Origin of the sequence: Providencia sp. PROV209 (assembly GCF_028479485.1) — a bacterium.
Taxonomy (GTDB): domain Bacteria; phylum Pseudomonadota; class Gammaproteobacteria; order Enterobacterales; family Enterobacteriaceae; genus Providencia; species Providencia alcalifaciens.
Window position 1 is genome coordinate 114,034 of record NZ_JAMPNR010000015.1, and the last position, 22,912, is coordinate 136,945.

The window sequence follows — 22,912 nt, forward strand, 5'->3', positions numbered from 1 at the left end:
AAAGTATTCACCAAGTATAGAGTGCATTTCATCCTACCAATGCTTTATGTTTCTATCCGCTTGTGTGACAGAGGTGCATTTTGCCAATAATGGCAGTATTTTTTTCTTCAAGTCATCCATTAGGCTATAAATTACAGGTACAAACAACAAACTGAGCACTGTAGAACTCATTAATCCACCGATGACCGCAATTGCCATCGGGGCTCTAAATCCGGCATCCGCACCTGTTGTAAGTACTAAAGGAACCATTCCCGCAATCATAGCAAATGTGGTCATAATAATAGGACGGATTCGTTCTTGCCCAGCTTCGATAATGGCTTCTTGTCTATTTAATCCTGAACGCTCTTTTTCAAGAATAAATTCAACTAAAAGAATCGAGTTTTTAGTGACGATCCCCATCAACATTAAAATACCAATGATAACCGGGAGATCTATCATGGCGCCATACAACACTAAAGCAATAATGGCACCGCCAATGGAGAATGGAAGAGCAACTAAAATTGTTATAGGTTGCATGAAATCCTTAAACAAAATAATGAGTATGGCAAAAACTAATAACACACTAAAAAACATAGTTGTACTGAACCGCTCAAACATATCCAGCATAAATTCCATATCCCCATACTCTAATGGTTCAATGCTTTTTGGCAGTGACTGATATTCAGGAAGAGTAGTTACACTTTCTAATGCTTCACCAAGTGATAATCCGTCTAAATTTCCTTCAATAGACATTTTTCTCGCACGATTAATACGATCAATTTGTGATGGACCATCGCTAAAATCAATATGGGTAACCGATTTAATTGGGACCGCTTTTTCACCATCGCTTCGGACATAGAGATTATTTAAGACATCCACATCATTTTTTTGGTTGTCAGGTAAAATAACTTGTAACGTGAGTTGTCTTTCTGGCAAATTAAATTTTGCACTACGAGAGTTATTTTCACCCATAGTCGCAATTCTTAATGTGCTAGCGATTTCTTCCACATTAACTGCAGTTCGACCTAAATCTTGTAAATTAGGGGTGACAATAAGCTCTTTTCGTAAAAGAGGTTTAATAACACGGACATTATTAATACCTTTAATGTTAGCGATGCTATCCCGCAGTTTATGCATCTGAGTTTCTAGCTCTTTTGGGTTAGCGCCAGTAAAGGTTAATGAAAATTCTTTGCTACCATCACTGTTACTGAAGGTATAACGGGCATCGGGCGTTTGTTGTAAGAAATGCGCAATTGAATTCTCAAATTGTTTTTGTGACATTTCGCGTTCATTTGGGGAGGTTAATGTCAGAATTATCTGACCCTTATGTTGAGCTATTCCATCGGCATCATCGCTTATACCTGCAATGGTATAAATTGATTCAACTTCAGTACGTTCTTTCAATTTTTCCGCCATATTCCGAACCGCTTTTTGTGTTTTTTCAACGGGTGTTCCGGGCGGGAGCTCAACGTCAATCTGGCTAACACTAATATCACCGTTAGGCATAAAGCCAATGGGTAAATAAGCAATACTGGAAATGGAGCCGATTAGAAAGATGAAAGCAAGCGAAAGCGCAATTTTCCTATGCTTTAATGTCATCATTAACAAGCGAGTATATCGATTTATCCAGTTAGGAATAACGTGTTTACTCTGCTGTTTTTTAGTCGGTAACAGTAAATAGGCTGCCATTAATGGCGTGACTAAGCGAGCAACTAATAAGGAAGACAAAACAGCCGCAGAGACAGTAATGCCAAATGGTACGAAGTATTTACCAACGAGGCCGCCAATAAAGCTAACCGGCAAAAAGACTGCAATGATAGTTAACGTTATAGCAACAATGGCAAAACCGATAGCATCTGATGCTTTCAATGCAGCTAAATAAGGGCGTTCACCTCGTTCGATATATTTTTGAATATTTTCAATTTCAACAATAGCATCGTCCACTAAAATACCGATGACTAATGTCAAAGCAAGTAGGGTAATGCTATTAAGTGAATAGCCAAATATAGCTAAAACAAAAAAAGTAGGAAGAATGGATAATGGTAACGCTATTGCAGCGATTAACGTTGCACGCCAACTTTTTAGAAAGAAAAGCACAATAATAATGGTTAAGAAGGCACCTTCTAATAATGTTTGGATAGTTAAATAGTAACTTGATTCAGTATACTTTACAGTTGATGAGACTAGTTGGATGGTAATATCTGGGTGTTTCAGTTTTAATTTATCAAGTTCATATTCAACATTATTTGCCACAGCAGTATCACTAGAGCCTTTCGCACGAAATACAGCAAAGCCTACTACATCGTCACCATTTAATTGGGAAATGGTTTTGGTTGCTTTTTGACCTTGGTAAATTGACGCGATATCCCCTAATTTAATCCATTGCTGGTTGCCAATAGGTAACTGGATATTCTTAATTTCATCTATATCCTTTTTTTCGCCTAAAATCCTAATTGTATGTTGCAAGTCATTGTATTTAGATGAACCGCCAGAAGAATTTTGATGAATGCTTCTTAGTAACTCATTTATATCTGCTATTGAGAGTTGCAATGCCGCTAATTTATTGGCATCAGGTTCAATACGTACAACACTGTCAGCGCCGCCAAGTCGACTCACTTTTTGTACACCCGGAGCCATAATTAACTGTTTACTGACGGTGTCATCAATAAACCATGATAAGTCGGCGATAGATTGACGATTAGAGGAAACCGCATAACGAAGTATTGCACCACCTTCAACATCAATGCGATTAATTAATGGTTCATCAATGGATTGGGGTAAGTCACTGCGGATCTGTGCAATTTGTTCACGAATATCATTTGTTGCGATATAGGCATCGATCGTTAAATCAAACTCAACCGTTGTGGTAGAAATTCCTTCTGTAATTGTTGATGTAAGATGTCGAATTCCAGGAATGCCCGATATTGCCCGCTCAACGGGTTTTGTAATCGCATTTTCCATTTCGGTTGGAGAGGAACCATCTTGAGTAATTGTCACCGTTACAATCGGAAAATTAATAACAGGATTGGCGGTCACAGGTAATTGATTGAATGAAAATATTCCCGCAACCGTCAGCGCTAAAAAAATAACAAGAGTAGGAATTGGTCGGGTAATTGCCCATGAAGATAACTGCAGTTTCATTGTCTATCCTTTACTGGACTCACCGTATCATTTTCCGTTAAAAATGCTTGGGCATTTGTTACGACAAATATATCGCTAGAAATAGGCGATAAGATTTCTATACGACCATTGTGAATTTTTCCAGTGGTGACTTTTTGTTGTTTCACTTTATTGTTAACAACAATAAATATAATCCTTTCGCCATTATCTAATGTGCGAATGGCGCTGTATGGAAGTGTAGTTTGCAGTTTTTCTGCATTGGAAATAATGGCGGTACCGGATTCACCCGCTTGAAGATTGTCTCTATTTTCATCAAGTGAAATGCGAATTCGTCCTTGTTGTGAAATAGGATCTATTTTCGGGGATAAGTAACGTAATTTACCTGTAATTATTTGATTATTCAATGTTTTTAATTGAATGCGCTCAAGGCTTGATAAGCGCTTTAATTCAGAAATATGCGCTAAAGCATCAAATTCAATTTCACCATTTTCAATGATTTTAAATAGCAATTGGTTATCCGATAACATTCCTCGAATAGCATGCCGCTCACTGATTACTCCTGAAATAGGCGCCACAATACGTGATTTTTCTTGCTGACTTTTTTCTTTTACAAGCTGTGCTAGTAACTGGCGTAGCTCTGCTTTGTTAGCGTCTAGGAGTGCAAGTGCAGCTAATGACTCTGATTTCGCTTTCTCGAAATCATTGGTAGAAATAGCACCTGTTTTAGCAAGTGGTGTAAGGCGAGAGAGCTCTTTTTGAGCTTGTTCTGCCACCACTTTTTGCTGCTTAATATATGCAGTTGCTTTTTCAGTTTCGGCTTGAAGTTGGCTAACCGATGCATTTTGAATCGGAGATTCTAATATCGCGAGCAACTGATTTTTCTCGACCCATTGACCTTCCTCAACCAAAACATCAATCACCATTTGTTGTTGCAATGGTGAACCAATAGCGATCTCATTTCTTGCAACGAACGTCCCCGGTAGCGAAAAAGTTTCCGCATAGGTGGTCTGCTCGGGGGAAGTCATATTTAATCGTACTGTTTCAGACAATGAAGCGGGAGAAATAAATAATGAGTAAAGCAGTATCAAGGTAATACTTAGACGTATCATAGGTCCACACATGTCAATAGTGATATTGGTGTAAATTAATGAAATTGTCTGAGCATTACCATAAACCAACATTAAACCTTAATTTTCCGTTAAGGTTAGTAATTTCAATACTTAACGCGCAAAGTATTTTGAACCAGCCACACAAAGAATAACGCCAAGTGTCGAAGTTATCATGACACTATTAACGGATTCATTGAGTAGCCAAGCAGAAAGAACTAAGCCGATAAAAGGTTGTAATAACTGCAATTGACTTACGCCAGAAATCCCACCATCCGCTAGACCTCGGTACCAAAAAAAGAAACCAATTAACATACTAAATAGAGATACGTAAGCGAGCCCCATCCATGCCTCAAATGAGACAGTGGAAAATGTAGTTGGTAGTCGCCAAAAGCTGAATATCAGCATGATTGGTAATGCGAGAACCAAAGCCCAACAAATAACTTGCCAGCTACCTAATGATTTTGAGAGTACGGTGCCTTCTGCATAACCCAGCCCACAGACAATGACCGCAATGATCATATACAAATCGCCTTGCCATGCGTGTGTTGCACCTTGAAGAATTGCGAAGCCGATTACAAATAAACTTCCCATGATTGAAAACAACCAGAATAATTTGCGAGGGCGCTCGCCTGCGCGTAATACACCAAATAAAGCAGTAGACAGCGGAAGTAAGCCCAAATATACAATGGAGTGAGAGGAGCTAATGTACTGTAATGCAAGTGCGGTTAAAAATGGAAAACCGAGTACCACACCTAAGGAAACAATGAAAAGTGGAGCAATTTTTTGTTTTGTTGGTATTTTTTGGCGTAGAACTATCAGAATAATGAGAGCCAAGATCCCAGCAATGGTAGCGCGTAATATGGTTAAATAATCAGGTGTAAAGCCACTGATAGCCAGCTTGGTTGCAGGTAACGATCCGCTAAAAATAACGATACCTATAAAGCCATTAATCCAACCTCGTGTGGTCTGAGAGGTAGAAGGTATGGTCGTGTGATTTGAGGTTAACGATTTATTTTGATTCATAATTGACCGTTGTTATTTGTCATGGAGTTTTGCAAAACTAATCGACATAATCATGACAATCAAAAAATTGTCATAGGTACAATTTCATGACACAAAATCGTTATAAGCAGTATGTTGATTCAATCTCAGCACAGATCATGAATGGGGAATTAAAAGTAGGAACCCGTTTACCGACTCACCGGCAGTTTGCAGAAAAATCCGGTATTTCTTTAGTGACCGCTTCACGGGTCTATCGCGAACTCATTGAAAAGGGATTGATTATAGGAGAAACAGGAAGAGGAACGTTTGTTAGAGATATCAATCTATTACCTAAGCTGAGTATTGAACAAGATGTAGCTAAAAATACATTGGATCTCAACTTCAGTTACCCAATAGCTAAAGAACAGACCAAGCTCTTGCGTGAATCTCTGAGGGAGATTGCAGTTGGTGGTGATTTGGAAGGTATTCTTTATTATCAGCAACATACAGGAAGAGAACATGAAAGAAAAACCGTTGCTAACTATTTGAAACAGAGCGGACTGACTCATGCTTCAGTAGATACAGTCGCTTTAGTGAGTGGTGGGCAACATGGTCTAGCAACCATTATTTTGGGTATGTTTAGCCCTGGGGACATTATTGCGGTAGATGCACTCACTTACCCTGGATTTAAAGCTCTCGCGAAAATGTATCACTTAGAGTTGATATCAGTGCCTACGACCGAAAATGGTCCTAACATACAGGCATTAGAAAAATTGTGTCAGCAAAGAAAATTTCGGGCGTACTATGCCATGCCGACACTGCACAATCCGTTGGGTTGGGTAATGAATTTATCTGATCGCAAAAAGTTAGTTGCTTTAGCAAAGCAGTACCAATTCTTCTTAATTGAAGACGGTTCTTATGCGTTTTTACAGCGACCTGCGGTTGTTCCGTTAGCAACGCTTGCACCAGAAATTACGTTTTATACGACGGGTTTTTCGAAAAATATTGCCACCGGATTACGGGTAGGAGCCGTGTTGGCACCACAGCAATATATTGAGAATATAGAGCGTATTATTCGTATTACAACGTGGAATACACCAGCAATAACGACTGCCATCTTATGTGATTGGATTGAGAAAGGTGAAGTCGACAGTATTGAAAGAGATAAACGGCGAGATGCAAAAATTCGGCAAAAAATAGTCCAGCAGATTTTTGTCGATATACCTTATATTGCGCATCCTGCCAGTTATTTTGTCTGGTTACCGTTACCTGAAGGTGTACGTGCAGATATCGTGGTTAGTGAGTTAAAAAAACAGCATATTGCTATTAGCAGTGCGGAATCTTATAGCACGTCTAATAAGACGCCGCAGGCGTTAAGAGTTGCAATTAGTACCTTATCCCATGAAGAATTGACGGTGGCACTACAGGCAATTAGGCATGTTATTTTGTACTTGATTGATTTATAGGTCCAATTACTTTAAGGAAAAAAGAGTGGAGCAAGTTAAACATTTCACAGCAACGGCGATGATCTGCAATCGACAAGGTGAGTTTCTTTTACATGAACACCCTAAATTGGGAATTTGGTTACCACCAGGAGGTCATGTCGACCCGAATGAAGAGCCGCAAGAGGCGGTTGTACGCGAAGTGTTGGAAGAAACAAGGTTACACTGCAAAGTGATTGATTGCCGCTACCCACTGCAAGCACAAGTTAATCATTCAGGTCAGACTGACTCCTTGCCCATCCCATTAGCTATTTTAAAAGAACGTATTGCCGATAAGCATCAAGGAGAACATTGGCATATCGATATGGTTTATTTATGTGAGTTACTAGAAAGTGATGCTCAATGTCATACGGATTTTCACTGGGTGTCTCTCCATCAAATGCGTCACTTAAATCTACCTAACGATGTGTATGAGCTTGCGATCATGGTTAATGAGTTTTATCAAGAAAAGTCGTCTCCTAGGTTTAGATGATTCAAACTGACTATGAAATATTAAAAAACAGTAATGAAACACCTAAGACAATTAATAAAGCTCCGATCACTTTATCCATAACGAATTGATATTGTAGAATTTTGTTTCTAATTAATGGAGATGAAAAAAATAAAGCTATTAAGCTAAACCATAGCCAGTGCACAAAGGAAATAAATACGCCATAGCTGAAATTAAGCCATTGGGAATTACCTGTTTGGATCACTTGCGTATAGATAGAAATAACGAAAAACATAGTTTTCGGATTGAGTGCATTGGTTAGAAAACCCGTCTTGAAGGCTGTTAATGAGGTCTGGGCTGAGACAGGGCTAAGGTTATGGCTCGTGTTGATCGCTATTTTGTTTGTCAGGGACTTGAAGCCGATATAGACCAAGTAACCGACACCGAGAAGTTTGACGGCCATAAATAATGTGGGAGAGCTCATAATGATTAGCGTTACACCAAAAATAGTGTACAACACATGGACTTGAACACCCGCAGCAATACCAAGGGCACATAATAAACCCGTTTTAGTGCCATAAGAGTAGCTATTTCTCGTGACCATAGCAAAGTCGGGACCTGGGCTAATAACAGCCAAAATAGTTATTGTTGCAACGGCGATGAGTTCATTCATAGTGGGGTCCTAATTGTAATGAAAGCTGACGTAAATATTGATAAATAACAAATGAATTAAATAAACTTGATTATTGATTATCAATAGATTGTAGATATTAAAAAAGCGATTTATTCTCACAAAAATCTGTTTGTTTTCATTACTTATTTGGATGCTAAGTGACCAATATTATGAAATTACCACCATTAACCGCATTACGATTTTTTGATATGGCTGCACGTTATGAAAGCTTTGTTAAAGCTGCACAGGAGCTACATATCACGCATAGTGCGATTAGCCGTCAGATAAGATTGCTCGAGGAATACCTTGGCGTAGCGTTGTTTGAGCGCCGTAATCGAGCTGTTTTTTTGACGGCTGAAGGTAAATTATTATTTCAAACAACCGCAAACATGTTTCAGCAACTGGCTGAGGCAGTAGAGAAAATAATTCATCATCCTCAAAGCCAAATGGTGAGCTTATCGTGTGAACCCACTATCGCAATGAAATGGTTGATACCGCGGTTAACTCGGTTTTATCAACAGCATCCTGAAATTACAGTGCACTTAATTGCAGCTGGTGGACCGATTGATTTTGCCAAAACGGGGACTGACCTTGCACTTCGTCGCAATGATTTCATATGGAGTGATAATATTTATGCGACAAAAATATGTGCTGAATGGATGGGGGTTGTAAAAAAATTGGATGACCAACCATATACGGATATGCCATTACTTGTACCGTCATCACGTCCCAATGTTTGGCAAACATGGCAATCTCGCAGTGGGATCAATTTACAAAAGAATAAACGAATCAGTTTTGAACATTTTTATCTTTGCTTACAGGCAGCTTTAGCTGGGCAAGGGGCGGCTATCGCATCATTTCTAATGGTTGCAGATGAAATTGAAACAAAACAATTAATTGCTCCTGAAGGCTTCATTGAAGATGGATCAGCGTATTATTTACTTTCAGCAAAAGAGATAAACGCGAATACCCCTGTCGCAATTTTTAAATCATGGTTAGAAGAGAACGTTAGACAAAGCTTGTTAATGACTCAGCAATCGGTATAAAAATTGTATAATTTTAAGGGGTTGGTCATTAAATCATCGAACCTACTGATGCAGTGAAGATTTTATGCCCTAACTATTTCTCTGCGTGCTATATTTCCCAGAATCGTTTTGGTGTCTTTATGTTGGAGTGAATAATGAGCAAAATTCGGGTTGGTGTCATTTTTGGTGGAAAATCTACCGAGCATGAAGTTTCGTTGCAATCAGCTAAAAATATTATTAATGGATTAGACCGTAGTAAATTTGATGTATGCCTGATTGGTATTAATAAAGAAGGGCAATGGCATGAGTATGATGAAGCAAACTTCCTGCTACATGGTGATGATCCTGCTCATATTGCGTTAAATACACCAAAACGCAGTATTGCAATTGTTCCTGGTAAACAGAGTGAACAATTCATTTCTTTAGAAGATGCAAAACCGCTCCCGCAAATTGATGTTATTTTTCCAATCGTCCACGGTAACTTAGGTGAAGATGGTTCTTTGCAAGGGTTGTTGCGTATGGCGAATCTACCTTTTGTAGGTCCGGGTGTTTTAGGTTCTTCCGCATGTATGGATAAGGATGTCACTAAGCGCCTACTGAGAGATGCCGGGTTACATATTGCACCATTTATCACGATATTAAAAAGTGGGCGTGATGAAATCAGCTACTCAGCGACGGTTGAAAAACTGGGCTTACCATTATTTATTAAACCTGCTAACCAAGGGTCATCAGTTGGGATCAGTAAAGTTAATAATGAAAGCGAGTTTAACGCGGCATTAGATTTTGCATTTTTATTTGATGTAAAAGTGCTGATTGAAAGCGCAGTGAAAGGTCGTGAAATTGAGTGTGCAGTGCTTGGAAATGAGCATCCACTTGCAAGCCCATGTGGCGAAATTGTGTTGCATGATAGCTTCTATGCTTACCATACTAAATATATTGATGAAAATGGAGCATCCGTTGTTGCCCCAGCAGATCTAGAGCATGATATTAGTGATAAAATTCGGGCGATTGCGCTAGAAGCATATCAAGCATTGAATTGCAGTGGTATGTCCCGTGTTGATGTGTTTTTAACAGAAAACAACGATGTTGTGATTAATGAAATCAATACATTACCAGGATTTACTAATATCAGCATGTATCCAAAGTTATGGCAGCAAGGTGGCATGACTTATCAAGAATTGATCAGTCAGTTAATTGAGCTGGGAATTGAAAAATTCGAGCAAACAGCGGCTTTAAAAACGGCCTGCGATGAAATTTAGTTTCTAATTTTTCTACTAGTATTGCCGATAGTCAGTCGCTATCGGCAATACTGATCATCACATTAAGCCATTAATGCATTGTGTTTTTGTTACACCAAACATAATTGATATAACGAAACAGTGGCTCAAATCCAAATTTTTTATATAAGTCAAAACCTGCTTCAGAAGCATCTAAGAAACAATGTTCCACACGTTGTTGACGGCAAAATGCTAGCGCATAGTCAATGAGTTGGGATGCGTAGCCCTTACCCTGAAATTTAGGTTCGGTGCCAATGTCATCAAAACGTGCTAATTCACCTTCAATAGTCACAGTCATTGATGTCGCGGGTTCACCATTGACTAAGAGAACAAAATGGAATTGAGGAGCACCTTGTTGAAGAGCATCCTCATGGTAGCGGACATATTCTTGGATCACTAAATCGTGTTCTTCTGAAAGGTAAAAAGCAGAAACTAATGGTTTTGCCCAAAGGGACAAATCATGGTTGGCTAATACTATATCTACTTGATTATCTGGTAAATTAACTTCTTTTTGCTGTGATAAAGTTAATGCCATTGCTGTAGTGACGCTGTCACGCTTATAGTTAAGTGCTTCAATATCATCAATCACTTTTGGTAGCATTTCTTCTGGAATAACCAAGGTATGATTTTTTTTCTGCGACACAAACAGATTATAAGCTTGCATAAATGCGTGATGGGTCGAATCTGGCTGCAAATAGATAAAATTAAATGCGGGGGAATTTAACGGAGTTAAATAACAAATTGTATGTTGTGCAATCTGGATACTGTGCTCACAAATCGAAGTCCAAAACGTCTTTTCGATCGATTGGTAATGTCGTAAATAGTAGAGCGGTATATTCATTAGTCAGTTACCTGATACAAAATGTGTTAGTCAAAAATGGGGTAAATAATCAATCTGATCCCATGTAAAATTCTGTTAACTTATTGGTAGTAAAGCTGTTGATACTTATCTACTGATAATAACTAAACCTCTAAAATCGGCAACTGTTGCCGCAGTTGTCATTCTATCTTTAGTCTTAGCTCTCATTATTATGCAACGCTTACAGTGCTTTTTAGCAATATCTATAAAGTAAATCTGAGGATAAATTAAGGCGTTTCGTGCGATATGCAGATAATTTGTTATTTAATGCTATCCTACGCCAAGCACTTAATTTATAAAAAACTATATAACTCAATGATATTATCTATAAATGCGTTGTTATGATAGCGAAAATAAAGAGATCGTACCTGCATAAACATGCTTAATCTTGTGAGAAAAATAGCATAAATAACGAAATAGAAGCCAGCATGCACCAACATATTGTTTTAGAACACAAAAAATAGAGGAGTCGGATTGCGGATATGAAGAGAATCATATTAGGCATTGTACTTTTAGCGAGCTATTCGATGTTTGCCAAATCAGCGAATGACAATTTCGAGATGCAAACACTGAAAATTGATAAAAAAGAGATCCACTATTATTTGCTAAAGAGTCAGTCAAATTCATCGAAAGAACTCTTAGTATTAATTCAAGGTTCTGACTGCAAAAGTGTCGTAAATAACCAAAATATGATTAAGAATTTTAGGGCTGTATTACCTAATAGTGACGTTCTATTGGTGGAAAAAACAGGGTTAAACGCCCAAATAGGACAAAATGGTGAAGAAGTTTCAGAAGATGAGTGCCCTGTAGAATACATGAGGAATGATTCTTATTTTGAGCGTGTGGATAATTATATTGCTGTGTTAAATCAACTAAAACCTCAGTATCAATATATTGTTTTACTTGGAGGAAGCGAAGGGGCAATTATTACCAATATTATCGCGTCTAAGGTCAATTTTATTGATGCAGCGATTTCGTTAAATGGTGGCGGACAGTTTTTTATTAATGATGTGTTTTATAGCATTAAAAAGAGTGTTCCCCCCGAAGAAGTAGACGGTGCAATTGAAGGATTTAACCAGTTTGCAAATGCTGTATTGCATGAACACTTAGAGGACAATCAATTTCCGAGTGGGCATGGGCAAAATTGGTGGTATGAAGCATTAACTATTGATAATAAAAAACTATTGCAAGGTGTACATAAACCGCACTTAGTGATTCAAACTCTTGCAGATACGAATGTCGATGTTGAAGGGGCAAAAAAAATGATGGATGAGGTAAAAAATCCTAATATTACCTATAAAACCTATTCAACATTGGACCATTATTTTCAAAATAGTCAGGGTAATAATCAGTCATCTAGTGTTATCAAGGATATTCAAGATTGGTATGCAGGGATAAACAAACAAAAATAAACCCGCCTTTACGCCCAACTCCGATAGAATAGAGTTGGACGTAATTGATTTTATTCTGAAATATAGCTGTGATATTTAAATATCGATTTAAATCCAAGCTTTTGATATACCGATAAACCATCGCTAGACGCTTCCAAATAGCACTGCTTGATTCTATGTTGACTACAAATCTGTAAGGCATATTTAATCAATGCCGTGGCAAATCCTTGCCTCTGGAATTCAATGTCTGTACCAATATCATCTAAGCGCGCAATGTCATTGTGTAGCGTGAGTGTTAGTGATGATACTGGGGTCTGCTGATTAAATAAGACAAAATGCATGATATTGATTTGCTTGTCCAACGCACGCTGATGATAGCGAATATATTCATCAATAATGGATTCATCATTATCGCAATCTAGTTCATTGACTACAGGAAACGCAGTAATAAGCGGTTTTGACCAGTCTGAGAGATTATGATTACTAAGCTTTATATCATAGCCGTCTGGTAACTGATTTCCCGTTTTGAGTTCATTCCCCGTAAGTTCAAATACCATCGCTGTTGATTCACCATCATCAATAAGATCATGTTGTTGTATACAATGTGAGAACTTGGGTAATTCATCGGTGTGAACAACTAAAATATAGGGTTTTGAATGTTGTTGAAACAATGTATTTGCCGCTTCAAAGCCAGCAATAGTTGCTCCTAAATGCAAGTAAATATAATTAAAAGCGGGAGTTTTTAGCTCAGTAAAATAGGCAAACGTATTTGGCTCTACATGATGCGTCTTTAGGCAGATAGCAGACCAAAAAATATCTTCTAATAAGTAAAAACACGCTTCGTTGTGAGTCATTTCATGGTGTCCTAATAAATTAACTGAACGTTTCTAGTCTATTGAGAAAATTGAGATTGCTGACACTATGGTACATGGGATAGCATTTGTTTAATTAATAAAAGATTAAGGAATATCTGTGAATAATATCCCCGAAACCATCACGTTCTTTGAGCGTTTATTACCACTGGTTGTTTCCGGTGAAAAAGTGATCACCATTCGTGATGAAAGTGAGAGTCATTATGTACCAGGCTCAGTTGTCAAAGTCCACGCTTTAGAAACTGGCGAGTACTATACCGACATTGAAATACTTTCTGTTGAGCCACTGAACTACGATGATATTTCAGAGTATCACGCGACTCAAGAAGCAATGACATTAGAAACATTGAAAGCTTTAATTCGTGAAATTTACCCAACAGAAAATTGCCTATATGTTATTCATTACCGATTAACAACAGCAAACGCTTAATCACGATGACAGCTTTTTACTAGCTTAATAAAGGCTTTTGTGGCTGGAGAAGCATCACTGAGGTTATTAACTGCAAAGGCAATATCCCGAGTCACGCGAGGAATTAATGGTTTTACGACGATGTTGTTAATATTTTCGGGGATTGCGAGTTGAGCCACAATTGACACAGCTTCACCTCGAGCTACTAATGAAAAAGTGCTTAGAAGTTGGCGGGTTCTAAATTGAATCTTAGGCGTCAGCTTTTGTGCAGAGAATAAGCTCAGTACAACCTTTCCTGAGCCAGCTTGAGTTAGGTTAAAAGGATAATTGCATAACTGTTTTAAAGTAAGCCCCTCATGAATCGCTAATGGGTGGTTTAATGGCAATATGGCTACGTATTGATCTTGTTTCACAAGAAAAGTATCGAAACGTTCGTCTGGCAAGACGACAACGCCAACATCTACGCGTTTTTCTTGCAACCATTGAGTCACACTTTCGTCATCACCTTCATCAACAATGATTTGAATATCAGGGTATTGTTGACGAAATACGGTCAATAATGGCGGCAGAATGTTAGTTGAAGAGCCTGGTCCAAAAGAACCAATCCGTAGTACACCTTTTTTCAATCCATTAGAGGCTTGGGCCTCTTGCCTCATGGTTTCCTGAAGACTCAATATGTATTGTGCTCGGTTTAATAGGGTACAACCAATTTCTGTCAGCGTGATTTGGTTTTGTTCCCGCGTAAATAGCATGACATTTAAATCTTTTTCGAGTGATTTAATCGCATGGGAAACCGCAGATTGGGAAATCTTCAATGACATTGCCGCTAAGGTAAAGCTTTTAAGTTCAGCAACAAGGGTAAATATTTCCAATTGACTTAATGTCATGAGTAAAAGCTCATTTGCATATGATGATAGATAACCAATAACTTATCCATCTGATGTGGGCGAGTCAATAAATTGCATAATTTCTGATTGGAAGAGGTGAGTATTTTGAATAGGGTAATCCGCGATGGAATGAAAAATAATAAATACCTTAGACCGGTAAACATGATTGTGTTGCAAATGATCTGTGTCTCTATCTTATGGGGAGGAACATTTATTGCAGGAAGGGTGCTACAGTTTGATATATCTCCATTGCTTTCAGCTACAGTGCGATTTCTTTTTGCTAGCGTTTCATTAGTTATTTTGCTGAGTGTGACTCGTTTGGGTTGGAAGAAAATAAATATCCGTCAGTTTGCCCAAGTCTTGTTATTAGGGTGTAGTGGCATCTTTATTTATCAGGTACTTTTTTTCTATGGGTTACAGTTGATTCCGGCATCAAGAGCGGCCTTATTAGTCGCAATTAACCCCGCAATGATTGCACTAATATCATATTTATTATGGCGTGAAAAAATCACCTTAATGAAAGGCGTTGGTATTAGTTGCTGTGTATTAGGTGCAACGATATTACTCTCTGCAAAAACATCAGGGGTAAATGGATTTTTAACAAATCAAGGTGATATCGCTATATTAGGTTGTGTGGTGAGCTGGGGAATTTATACGGTTGCTGGTAGAAATATTATTCGAGAAATTGGTGCGATACATACTGTTGCTTATGCTGTGTTATTAGGAACTTTACTGTTGATTATCGTGACGGGAATGGCAGGGCAATTAACAATCGAAGGGGTAGCTCATTTAACTAATACTGATATTGTTAGCTTGTTTTATTTAGGTGTTTTAGGTTCAGCACTGGCTTATATTTGGTATTACCAAGGTGTTGATCAGTTAGGTGCAGCGAGTGCGGGGTCATTCATTGCACTGAATCCGTTGACAGCGGTAATAATAGGAGCGCTGTTTTTAAATGAAGAGATTACATTCTCTGCATTATTGGGGGGGATAGTGATTATCTTCGGGTTATGGGTAACGAATAAATCGCGAGTCTAAAATAGACGCTCTATGGAAATAACTGACCCCATAGAGCGATATTTATTATTTAATGGTTTTGTTGATTTCTGAATAAGCGAAAAGTGCTTGTGCTCCACCTGTATGAACGAATAATACAGGGGTTTTATCGGATGAATTATCTAAGTAATCAATCAAGCCAGCCATGGTTTTTCCTGTATAAACAGGATCAAGCAAGATCCCTTCTTTTTGTGCTAACAGCGCTATTGCATTCAAACCACTACGATTCGGCATGCCATACATGGGGGCGAAGAAATCATCCCAAAGAGTGATTTCGGGGGTTTTTTCGAGTTTCAGTAATTGCGCTAATTCGTTTTGCAATTTTTCAACTTTGGGTGCCTGATCTTGCTGTTTACGAGAAACTGTGACACCAATGAGTTGCGATGCTGGAAGCAATTCTTGCAGACCCATCGCTAAACCGGCGTGAGTTCCTGCGCTACCTGAAGCAACAATGATTTTATCAAACTCAATATTGGTTGGTTTTTGTTGGGCAATTTCAATGGCGCACTGGACATAACCCAATGCGCCAATTCCATTTGAACCACCGACTGGGACAATATAAGCGTCTTTAAGATCTAACGATTGAATCAATTCTGCCATTTGCGCTTGTGGGTCGGTTAATTCTTCACACATTACACATTGAGTGCCAAATAAGTCAGTGAGTAGTTTATTTCCATTATGCAGGAAATTGCTATCTTCACTTTGAATAGGGTTCTCTAATAAAGCGACACATTTTAACCCAAACATAGCGGCAACAGCAGCCGTTTGGCGAACATGGTTAGATTGAATAGCACCCGCAGTGACAATAATTTTTGCATTTTGGGCTAAAGCATCAGCCATTAAAAACTCGAGCTTACGGAGTTTATTTCCGCCCATCGCCAACGGCGTCATATCATCACGTTTAATATAGATTTCTCGTCCATATAAACGTGACAAATTATCGAGTCGATTCAGTGGGGTCGATGCTTTAAGCAAGTCAACTTTCGCGAATTGAGTTAATGTTTGTTGAAGAGACATCTAAATTCCCCTGTATTAATTGGTAAACCCTAAATAGAGATAAATAGCCAGTACAAAGCTTGCGGTCACTAATGCATAAGGCATTTGAGTACGAATATGTTCTATATGGTCACAATCTGTGGCCATAGAAGCAACAATGGCATCTGCGGAAATAGGTGAGGTCATGTCGCCAAAGATTGATCCTGAAATTGCTGCCCCAATCATATATTCAATTGGCATACCAACGGATAAGCCTAATTGAACACCAATTGGGATCATAATGGCAAAGGTTCCCCACGAGGTTCCCGTCGCTAGAGACATGATGGCACTTATAATAAAAATAAAGCCAATAGAGAAACCTGGCGCCATAATACCTTGAGTGACCTCAGCAATATAAGCTCCAGTATTAAGTTCAGAGGATACATTACCCATTAAGAAAGCTAAAATCATGATAGAGCTGATTTTTAGCATACTGGCGTAGCCAATGAATAATTCCTTAAAGAAGTTATCTATATTTAATAGCCGTCTTCCGATAAACCAGCAAAAAGAAACAGCCGTACCAAACATAACTCCCCAATAAACGGAAGTAGACCCACTACCTTTGCTGAAATCACCGTCGCCCGTAATATATAAGGCAACAGGAACCATTAATACAGTTGAAAGAATAGGAATAAAAAAATTCAGTGCCGAATGTGCATTCGGGTGGTCGATAATTTCTTCTTCTTCATTTTTTAATGAGGATTTTGTTAATTTACCTGCGTTGAAATCTTGCTGATATTTTATTTCAGCCTTTTTCATTGGTCCCCAAGAAAAATTGGTGAATACATAAAATAAGATAGTCGCAAGCGATAGCCATGCCATTAAGTTGTAGCCAATAGATTTAATGAGAATATCGAAAGGTTCACCGGAAATAAGACCTTGGGAGATTTGTACACCTATTAGCCCCATAATAACCGCACCCCAACCATTAATAACGGCAGATGAGCAGACCGACACACAGGCAGTTTGAATAAGATAGGACATTTTTTCTGGCGCGACGCCATATTGCCTCGCTAAATTCTTAGTAGAGGCACCAGCTACTAGCTGGTTAATGGAGCTCTCAATAAAAATCAGGGATGTAATTACTATGGCGAGCAATTGTGTTGCTGTTCTATTTTTGATTAACTTTGTCTTATTAGTGAGTAACTGGACGAGGGCTCTAACCCCTCCGGTGACGACGACTAAACGCATGATCCCGCCAATCATGACCATAAAGACAATGGTACGTGTATTACCCGCCGAAGAAAATGTATCAATGATGCCGTCCACTGTTCCTCGAATACCGAGTAATAGGTTATGGTCATTAATAACAGTAAAACCAACTAAAATCCCTAGCATTAATGAAAGCATCACTTGGCGAGTGAGTATTGCCAAGAGAATTGTGACAATCGGTGTGATAATTGTCCAAATACCATAGTCGTGCATGTGTTTACCTTGGATATTTTTATAATATGAAAAGTTATTTGTAAATATCAGGAAATCATAGCATTGATGGGAGAGGGCTGTCGGTTATTTTCTTTGAATTGCAGTAGATTGTTACAAATTCCATATGAGTGGTCAGATAAACTGCAATGAGTCGTTATGAGGGAATTACGCTATCTGGTTAGGATAGCGTAATTCGGCAAGTCAAATACACGCTTGCCATTGCTCATAGGTAATACGGCTAATTTCTTCGATTTTTGTTTCACCGATTAATTCAATAAATTGCGGTGCTAATGTCGCGTAATATTGAAATCCACACTTTTCTTGCACAATTTTAGACTGTTGATTACCTTGAAAATATCCACACCATAAATTATCCATTTTAAGGTTTTTAAATCCGTGACGCATAATTTCACATAGAGCTTCTGGAATAAATCCTTTACCCCAAAATGGAACGCCGATCCAATAGCTTACTTCTGCATCATTATCGCCAATAGGAAAATTACTGTCTTTGCCAATGGATAAACCAATTAACCCAATTGCTTTGTTGTCTTCTTTCAATGCAACGGCAAATACACCATCACGCATAAAAATGGATTGAATAATTTCAGCACTTTCTTCAATGCTGTGATGAGGCGGCCAACCGGCAATAGGACCGATACGTTCATCTTTAGCGTAATGATACAGATTAGTGGCATCGCTCATCAGCCAAGGACGTAAAATCAGTCGTTCAGTATATAACACCATCATATTTCTCTTCGTTGTTGGGGGTAATTAACAAGACTTATTTTAGGTATTTATTTGTGGTATATAAGGGAAAAATCTCGTTAGTTTAGGTACTTTTGAAAACTAATGATAAGGAGCGAAATCCAGTAAGGTGAGTTTATATGCAAGATTTAAAACATCATCAATTAATATGGAGCGGCGTCGTATGTCTTGGGTCATCGACATTCGAGGAGCTACAAAATAGCGTAATATCGCCAGATTATGTGACGTTATGCATTGGTCGGCAGGGAATGGCTGTTTTTAATATTAATTTTAAACAGTATGCTTTACGTAAAGATGATTTATTTGTTCTATATGAAGATACATTCGTGATGCTACAAAAGCGCTCTAGGAACTTTATTGTTGATTACATTCATATTGACAAGGCTTTTGCCACAGATATTGCGTTTGTTTTACCTAACTCGCTATTTGCTTTTTTTAATTTTCAGCCTCGATTATCGATGACATCGGCGCAAGCACGTTTATTTTCACATTGGTACGCACTATTTCGCTATTACCTGCAGGAACGTACAGAACATAGAAAGCTGCAATTGCGCCAGCATCTGCAAAACTTCTTTTTGGAAATCGCTAATCAAGTTGATCATTCTGGGGCTATTTTTAAAGAGGAACGTAGTCGTAAAGCTAAATTATGTTGGCAATTTTGGGCGCTAATCACACAGCATTGTAAGCAGCAACGGGATGTTAAGTTTTACGCAAAACAACTGGTCATTACGCCATTTTATTTATCGCAAATCGTGAAGGATTTTTTTAATGATCCGCCCAAAGCTTTAATAGACAGACAAGTGGTGTTAGAAATTAAAGCACAGCTCGAGAGAGGTATATTATCTATTCAAGGTATTGCGGATGAATTAAATTTTGAAGATACGTCATACTTATGCCGTTATTTTAAACGGCATACCGGAATGACATTAAGCGAATTTAGAAAAAGAAAACGAGGCACTTAGCTTGGCTCAATTTTGCTGATCGTTCGTCGAAAAAATACTGAAGAACAAACACAAGGCGCAGTCTGTACGGCGAATTAAAAAGCAAGGTTTGGAGTGTTAGGCATATAATAACCGAAGATACTGAGCATGGTGAAATCAGTAAAGGGTTAATATTATGACAACGAAGAATCAATGGATCACCGATGAGCAGCGCTGGAATGCACTGAAAAACCGTGATAAATCGGCGGATGGTTATTTTGTGTATGGTGTAAAAACGTCAAAAATTTATAACCACCCATCTGCGGCTGGTCGTTTACCGAATCGAGACAATGTGCTGTTTTTTGATAATGAGCAGCAAGCGATAGAGCAAGGGTTCCGTTCAGGAAAACGTCATCGTAATGAAATGTCACAGCAAGCTCAGTTTTATCAAGAAAAAATTGAGCTTGCTTGTCGGTATATAGAGCAAACGAATCAACAATTCACTTTAGCGGAGTTAGCCGAATATGTCGGTATTAGTCCATTTCATTTTCATCGGTTATTTAAATCTCAGATGGGATTGACGCCTAAAGCTTATCGCGATGCCTATCGCCATCAGCAAGTGCAAGCTCAATTAGCTGAGAATGAACGGATTACGGATGCCATATATGATGCGGGTTTTCATTCAAATAGTCGTTTTTATGAAACGGCGACTGCGCGTTTAGGAATGACACCCACGGCATGGAAGTCCGGTGGAGATGGGCATCAAATTTATTTTGCCTTAGCGGTGTGCTCATTGGGAAATGTGCTTGTTGCACAGAGCTCAATCGGTATCTGTGCCATTTTATTGGGTGATGATCCAGAGTTGTTACTCAATGATTTACAAGATAAATTTCCTCATGCGCAATTGATTGGTGGAGACAAAGATTTCGATCAAGTTGTCGCAAATGTGATTGGATTTATAGAAGTCCCTGAAATAGGTCTTCATCTTCCGCTAGATATCCGAGGAACCGCTTTCCAACAGCGAGTATGGCAAGTTTTGAGAACCATTCCTGTTGGTAAAACAGTCAGTTATCGAGAAATCGCAGAAAAAATAGGTTCGCCTAAATCGGTTCGTGCTGTGGCGAATGCTTGCGGCGCTAATATGCTCGCAATCGCGATCCCTTGCCATCGTGTGGTAAGAAATGATGGCGCTTTATCTGGCTATCGGTGGGGAATTGATCGCAAACGCGCTTTATTATTAAAAGAGTCCATCAGAAAATAATCATATTCATGATGAAAAAGATAATGCTGCGCCAATACAACAATTGTGCAGCAAATTTTAATATGAAAATTACATACTTATTTTTATTGGTTAATAGGATTATAAAAATAGCAGGTATTATTTGTTATGGTATGCGAAGCCTATTTTATATCCTTTAAAGATTAATTAAAATTAATTTTATTTCTTTGAATAACAAATTAGATTTTCTGGTTTTTGTATTTTTCATGTTTTTTCCTTAAAAATAAGTTCCTTATGCTTTTTAAAATAAACATAATTACTTGAGCTAATATAAACTTAGGGTATGGCTTACCCTTTATGTTTTTTTCATATTCCATAAATAAAATCCTATCGTTGTATTTTGTTTATTTAGCATCGCATTAGAAATTAACTTAAAAAAGTGACAGATCTGATTTTTTGCAAAATACAGATCATTCCAGCGTAATTTGTATTACATTACAGTTACGGGATACGATGTTAAGGATATGAGAGCGATGCTTTATAAACAGATAGCCCAGATGCTTCAGAGCAAAATCCATCGAGGGGAGTTTCTTGGCGGAGAAAAAATGCCGTCTGTACGTGATATTAGCCGTTGTCATGATGTAAGCATTACCACTGTTCAGCTTGCTTATCGTGAGCTGGAGCGATGTCAGCTCATTTATGCGGTACCGAAATCAGGTTATTTTGTGATCCCTGAAAAGGTAACAGCCCAGCTGCCTAAGGTGGCAAACTATATTCAAAAACCGGTTCATATTGATAAGTGGAATCCGACGATGGATTTCTTACGTGTAGAAGAGCGTGTCGGGGTGACATCACTTTCGTGTGCGGTACCGAATATTATGGGCAAAACCTTAGAGCCGTTATGGCAAGAAATGAATATGGTTGCGCGTCGTAAAAACCCCTTAACGCTGGAATATGATAGCTTACAAGGGCTTGCCGCACTAAGGGAGCAAATTTATCATGTGTCAGATTATCGCCAGTCATTTACCCCTGATGATATTGTGACAACGACTAGCGCACACCAGTCACTTTCAATTGCAATACAAGCGTGTACACAAGGAAATGATGTGGTCGCGGTGGAGTCTCCTACATTTCCGGGGTTATTGCAGACGTTGTATGGATTAGGTCGTAAAATTATTGAAATTCCTGTTGATCCTCAAACGGGAATTAATCTTGATAGGTTAGAAGAGGCATTTCAGTGTTGGCAAGTGAAAGCCGTGGTTGTAACACCGACATGTAATAATCCTATGGGCAGTATTATGCCGGAAAAAAATAAGCAAAAGCTGCTGGAAATAACCAATAAGTACCAAGGGACCGTGATCGAAAATGATTGCCTTGCGCCGCTTGCGTATACCTACCCACGCCCTTCAACAATTCAATCTCTGGATACTGATGGGCATGTGATTTTGTGTAGCTCATTTTCTAAAACGGTGGCACCGGGAACACGTACTGGTTGGATTATTCCCGGTAAATATAAAGAAAAAGTAATGCACTTAAAATACCTGTCCCATTGTTCGGGTGAGGTATTTATGCAGCAAGTAATGAGTAATTTTTTAAAAGAAGGGCATTATTTTTTGCATTTACGCCGAATGCGTCAGCAATACCGTGAATTACAGTGTCAATATCGTGAGTTAGTCGAAACGCATTTTCCAGCAAATACGCGGATCTCACGACCTCAAGGAGGATTTTCACTCTGGGTCGAGCATCCTGCTGTGGACAGTACAAAGCTGATGGATATTTTACATCGCAATAAAGTGACTGTATTGACAGGAGCACACTTTGCTGCTGGAGATTGTTACTCAAATCACTTACGTATTAATTATGCATCTGAGTTGATCCCAAGAAGACGCAATGCTATCAAAATTTTGGGAGAAACTTTAAAAATGACCATGTTGAAATAGCAAAAAGAAACCCGCTAAATGGCTTATCATTTGCGGGT

20 protein-coding genes are annotated in these 22,912 nt (G+C 38.5%); 10 read left to right on the plus strand and 10 right to left on the minus strand.

Annotated elements, in window-relative coordinates:
• Nucleotides 1-33 precede the first annotated feature (33 nt).
• The 3 genes from PR795_RS11605 to PR795_RS11615 form a co-directional block, all read right to left on the minus strand.
• Complete coding sequence (locus tag PR795_RS11605; RefSeq protein ID WP_181480841.1) at nt 34-3,120, minus strand: efflux RND transporter permease subunit; 3,087 nt, start codon at nt 3,118-3,120, stop codon at nt 34-36.
• Nucleotides 3,117-4,208, minus strand: a complete 1,092-nt coding sequence (locus PR795_RS11610) for an efflux RND transporter periplasmic adaptor subunit (RefSeq protein ID WP_272516844.1) — start codon at nt 4,206-4,208, stop codon at nt 3,117-3,119. Before PR795_RS11610 ends, PR795_RS11605 begins: the two co-directional genes overlap by 4 nt.
• A 111-nt stretch (nt 4,209-4,319) precedes the next feature.
• Complete coding sequence (locus PR795_RS11615; RefSeq protein ID WP_272516845.1) at nt 4,320-5,231, minus strand: DMT family transporter; 912 nt, start codon at nt 5,229-5,231, stop codon at nt 4,320-4,322.
• 86 nt (nt 5,232-5,317) lie between these two features.
• Between PR795_RS11615 and PR795_RS11620 the strand changes: the two genes are divergently transcribed.
• Nucleotides 5,318-6,655, plus strand: coding sequence for an aminotransferase-like domain-containing protein (locus PR795_RS11620; RefSeq protein ID WP_181480842.1), 1,338 nt, complete (start codon nt 5,318-5,320; stop codon nt 6,653-6,655).
• Between the two features lie 25 nt (nt 6,656-6,680).
• A complete protein-coding gene (locus PR795_RS11625) occupies nt 6,681-7,163 on the plus strand; it encodes an NUDIX hydrolase (RefSeq protein WP_006661765.1) in 483 nt (160 codons plus the stop codon).
• A gap of 10 nt (nt 7,164-7,173) precedes the next feature.
• Here the strand turns inward: PR795_RS11625 and PR795_RS11630 are convergent, their stop codons facing one another.
• A complete protein-coding gene (locus tag PR795_RS11630) occupies nt 7,174-7,794 on the minus strand; it encodes a LysE family translocator (RefSeq protein WP_154636607.1) in 621 nt (206 codons plus the stop codon).
• Nucleotides 7,795-7,964: 170 nt separating this feature from the next.
• On the opposite strand from PR795_RS11630, the gene PR795_RS11635 reads away from it, so the two are divergent.
• Together PR795_RS11635 and ddlA are read left to right on the plus strand one after the other, a co-directional pair.
• A complete protein-coding gene (locus PR795_RS11635; protein ID WP_006661763.1) occupies nt 7,965-8,840 on the plus strand; it encodes a LysR family transcriptional regulator in 876 nt (291 codons plus the stop codon).
• 134 nt (nt 8,841-8,974) lie between these two features.
• Nucleotides 8,975-10,078: a D-alanine--D-alanine ligase gene (gene ddlA, locus PR795_RS11640; protein ID WP_006661762.1), complete on the plus strand. Its 1,104-nt coding sequence runs from the start codon at nt 8,975-8,977 to the stop codon at nt 10,076-10,078.
• Between the two features lie 70 nt (nt 10,079-10,148).
• Here the strand turns inward: ddlA and PR795_RS11645 are convergent, their stop codons facing one another.
• Nucleotides 10,149-10,937, minus strand: a complete 789-nt coding sequence (locus PR795_RS11645) for a GNAT family N-acetyltransferase (protein ID WP_036975755.1) — start codon at nt 10,935-10,937, stop codon at nt 10,149-10,151.
• 500 nt (nt 10,938-11,437) lie between these two features.
• Here PR795_RS11645 and PR795_RS11650 point away from each other — a divergent pair, with 500 nt between their 5' ends.
• On the plus strand, nt 11,438-12,367 hold the full coding sequence (locus tag PR795_RS11650) for an acyl-CoA thioester hydrolase/BAAT C-terminal domain-containing protein (protein ID WP_036963637.1): 930 nt from the start codon (nt 11,438-11,440) through the stop codon (nt 12,365-12,367).
• A 50-nt stretch (nt 12,368-12,417) separates the two neighbouring features.
• Here PR795_RS11650 and PR795_RS11655 read toward each other — a convergent pair whose 3' ends face one another.
• On the minus strand, nt 12,418-13,200 hold the full coding sequence (locus tag PR795_RS11655) for a GNAT family N-acetyltransferase (RefSeq protein WP_181480843.1): 783 nt from the start codon (nt 13,198-13,200) through the stop codon (nt 12,418-12,420).
• A 118-nt stretch (nt 13,201-13,318) separates the two neighbouring features.
• On the opposite strand from PR795_RS11655, the gene yqfB reads away from it, so the two are divergent.
• Entirely contained in the window at nt 13,319-13,648 is a 330-nt protein-coding gene (gene yqfB, locus PR795_RS11660; protein WP_006659840.1) for a N(4)-acetylcytidine aminohydrolase, read from the plus strand.
• Here yqfB and PR795_RS11665 read toward each other — a convergent pair.
• Nucleotides 13,645-14,514 (minus strand): LysR family transcriptional regulator, encoded by an 870-nt coding sequence (locus PR795_RS11665; RefSeq protein ID WP_272516846.1) that lies wholly within the window; start codon nt 14,512-14,514, stop codon nt 13,645-13,647. The two genes, yqfB and PR795_RS11665, sit on opposite strands and share 4 nt — an antisense overlap.
• A gap of 105 nt (nt 14,515-14,619) precedes the next feature.
• Here PR795_RS11665 and PR795_RS11670 point away from each other — a divergent pair, with 105 nt between their 5' ends.
• Complete coding sequence (locus PR795_RS11670) at nt 14,620-15,552, plus strand: DMT family transporter (protein ID WP_272516847.1); 933 nt, start codon at nt 14,620-14,622, stop codon at nt 15,550-15,552.
• 45 nt (nt 15,553-15,597) lie between these two features.
• Here the strand turns inward: PR795_RS11670 and PR795_RS11675 are convergent, their stop codons facing one another.
• The 3 genes from PR795_RS11675 to PR795_RS11685 all read right to left on the minus strand — a co-directional run bounded on the left by PR795_RS11675 (nt 15,598) and on the right by PR795_RS11685 (nt 18,777).
• Nucleotides 15,598-16,587, minus strand: a complete 990-nt coding sequence (locus PR795_RS11675; RefSeq protein ID WP_181480846.1) for a D-cysteine desulfhydrase — start codon at nt 16,585-16,587, stop codon at nt 15,598-15,600.
• Nucleotides 16,588-16,602: 15 nt separating this feature from the next.
• The gene (locus tag PR795_RS11680; protein ID WP_036963651.1) at nt 16,603-18,030 is read right to left on the minus strand and encodes a Na+/H+ antiporter NhaC family protein; all 1,428 of its coding nucleotides are present in this window, start codon (nt 18,028-18,030) and stop codon (nt 16,603-16,605) included.
• Nucleotides 18,031-18,231: 201 nt separating this feature from the next.
• The gene (locus PR795_RS11685) at nt 18,232-18,777 is read right to left on the minus strand and encodes a GNAT family N-acetyltransferase (RefSeq protein WP_179896302.1); all 546 of its coding nucleotides are present in this window, start codon (nt 18,775-18,777) and stop codon (nt 18,232-18,234) included.
• 137 nt (nt 18,778-18,914) lie between these two features.
• Between PR795_RS11685 and PR795_RS11690 the strand changes: the two genes are divergently transcribed.
• From PR795_RS11690 to PR795_RS11700, 3 genes are all read left to right on the plus strand, one after another.
• Nucleotides 18,915-19,757 carry an AraC family transcriptional regulator gene (locus PR795_RS11690; protein ID WP_181480847.1) on the plus strand — a complete coding sequence of 281 codons (843 nt, stop codon included), beginning with the start codon at nt 18,915-18,917 and terminating at the stop codon, nt 19,755-19,757.
• 154 nt (nt 19,758-19,911) lie between these two features.
• Complete coding sequence (gene ada, locus PR795_RS11695) at nt 19,912-20,976, plus strand: bifunctional DNA-binding transcriptional regulator/O6-methylguanine-DNA methyltransferase Ada (protein ID WP_006659833.1); 1,065 nt, start codon at nt 19,912-19,914, stop codon at nt 20,974-20,976.
• Nucleotides 20,977-21,467: 491 nt separating this feature from the next.
• On the plus strand, nt 21,468-22,874 hold the full coding sequence (locus tag PR795_RS11700; protein ID WP_036963657.1) for an aminotransferase-like domain-containing protein: 1,407 nt from the start codon (nt 21,468-21,470) through the stop codon (nt 22,872-22,874).
• The last annotated feature ends 38 nt before the right edge of the window (nt 22,875-22,912 follow it).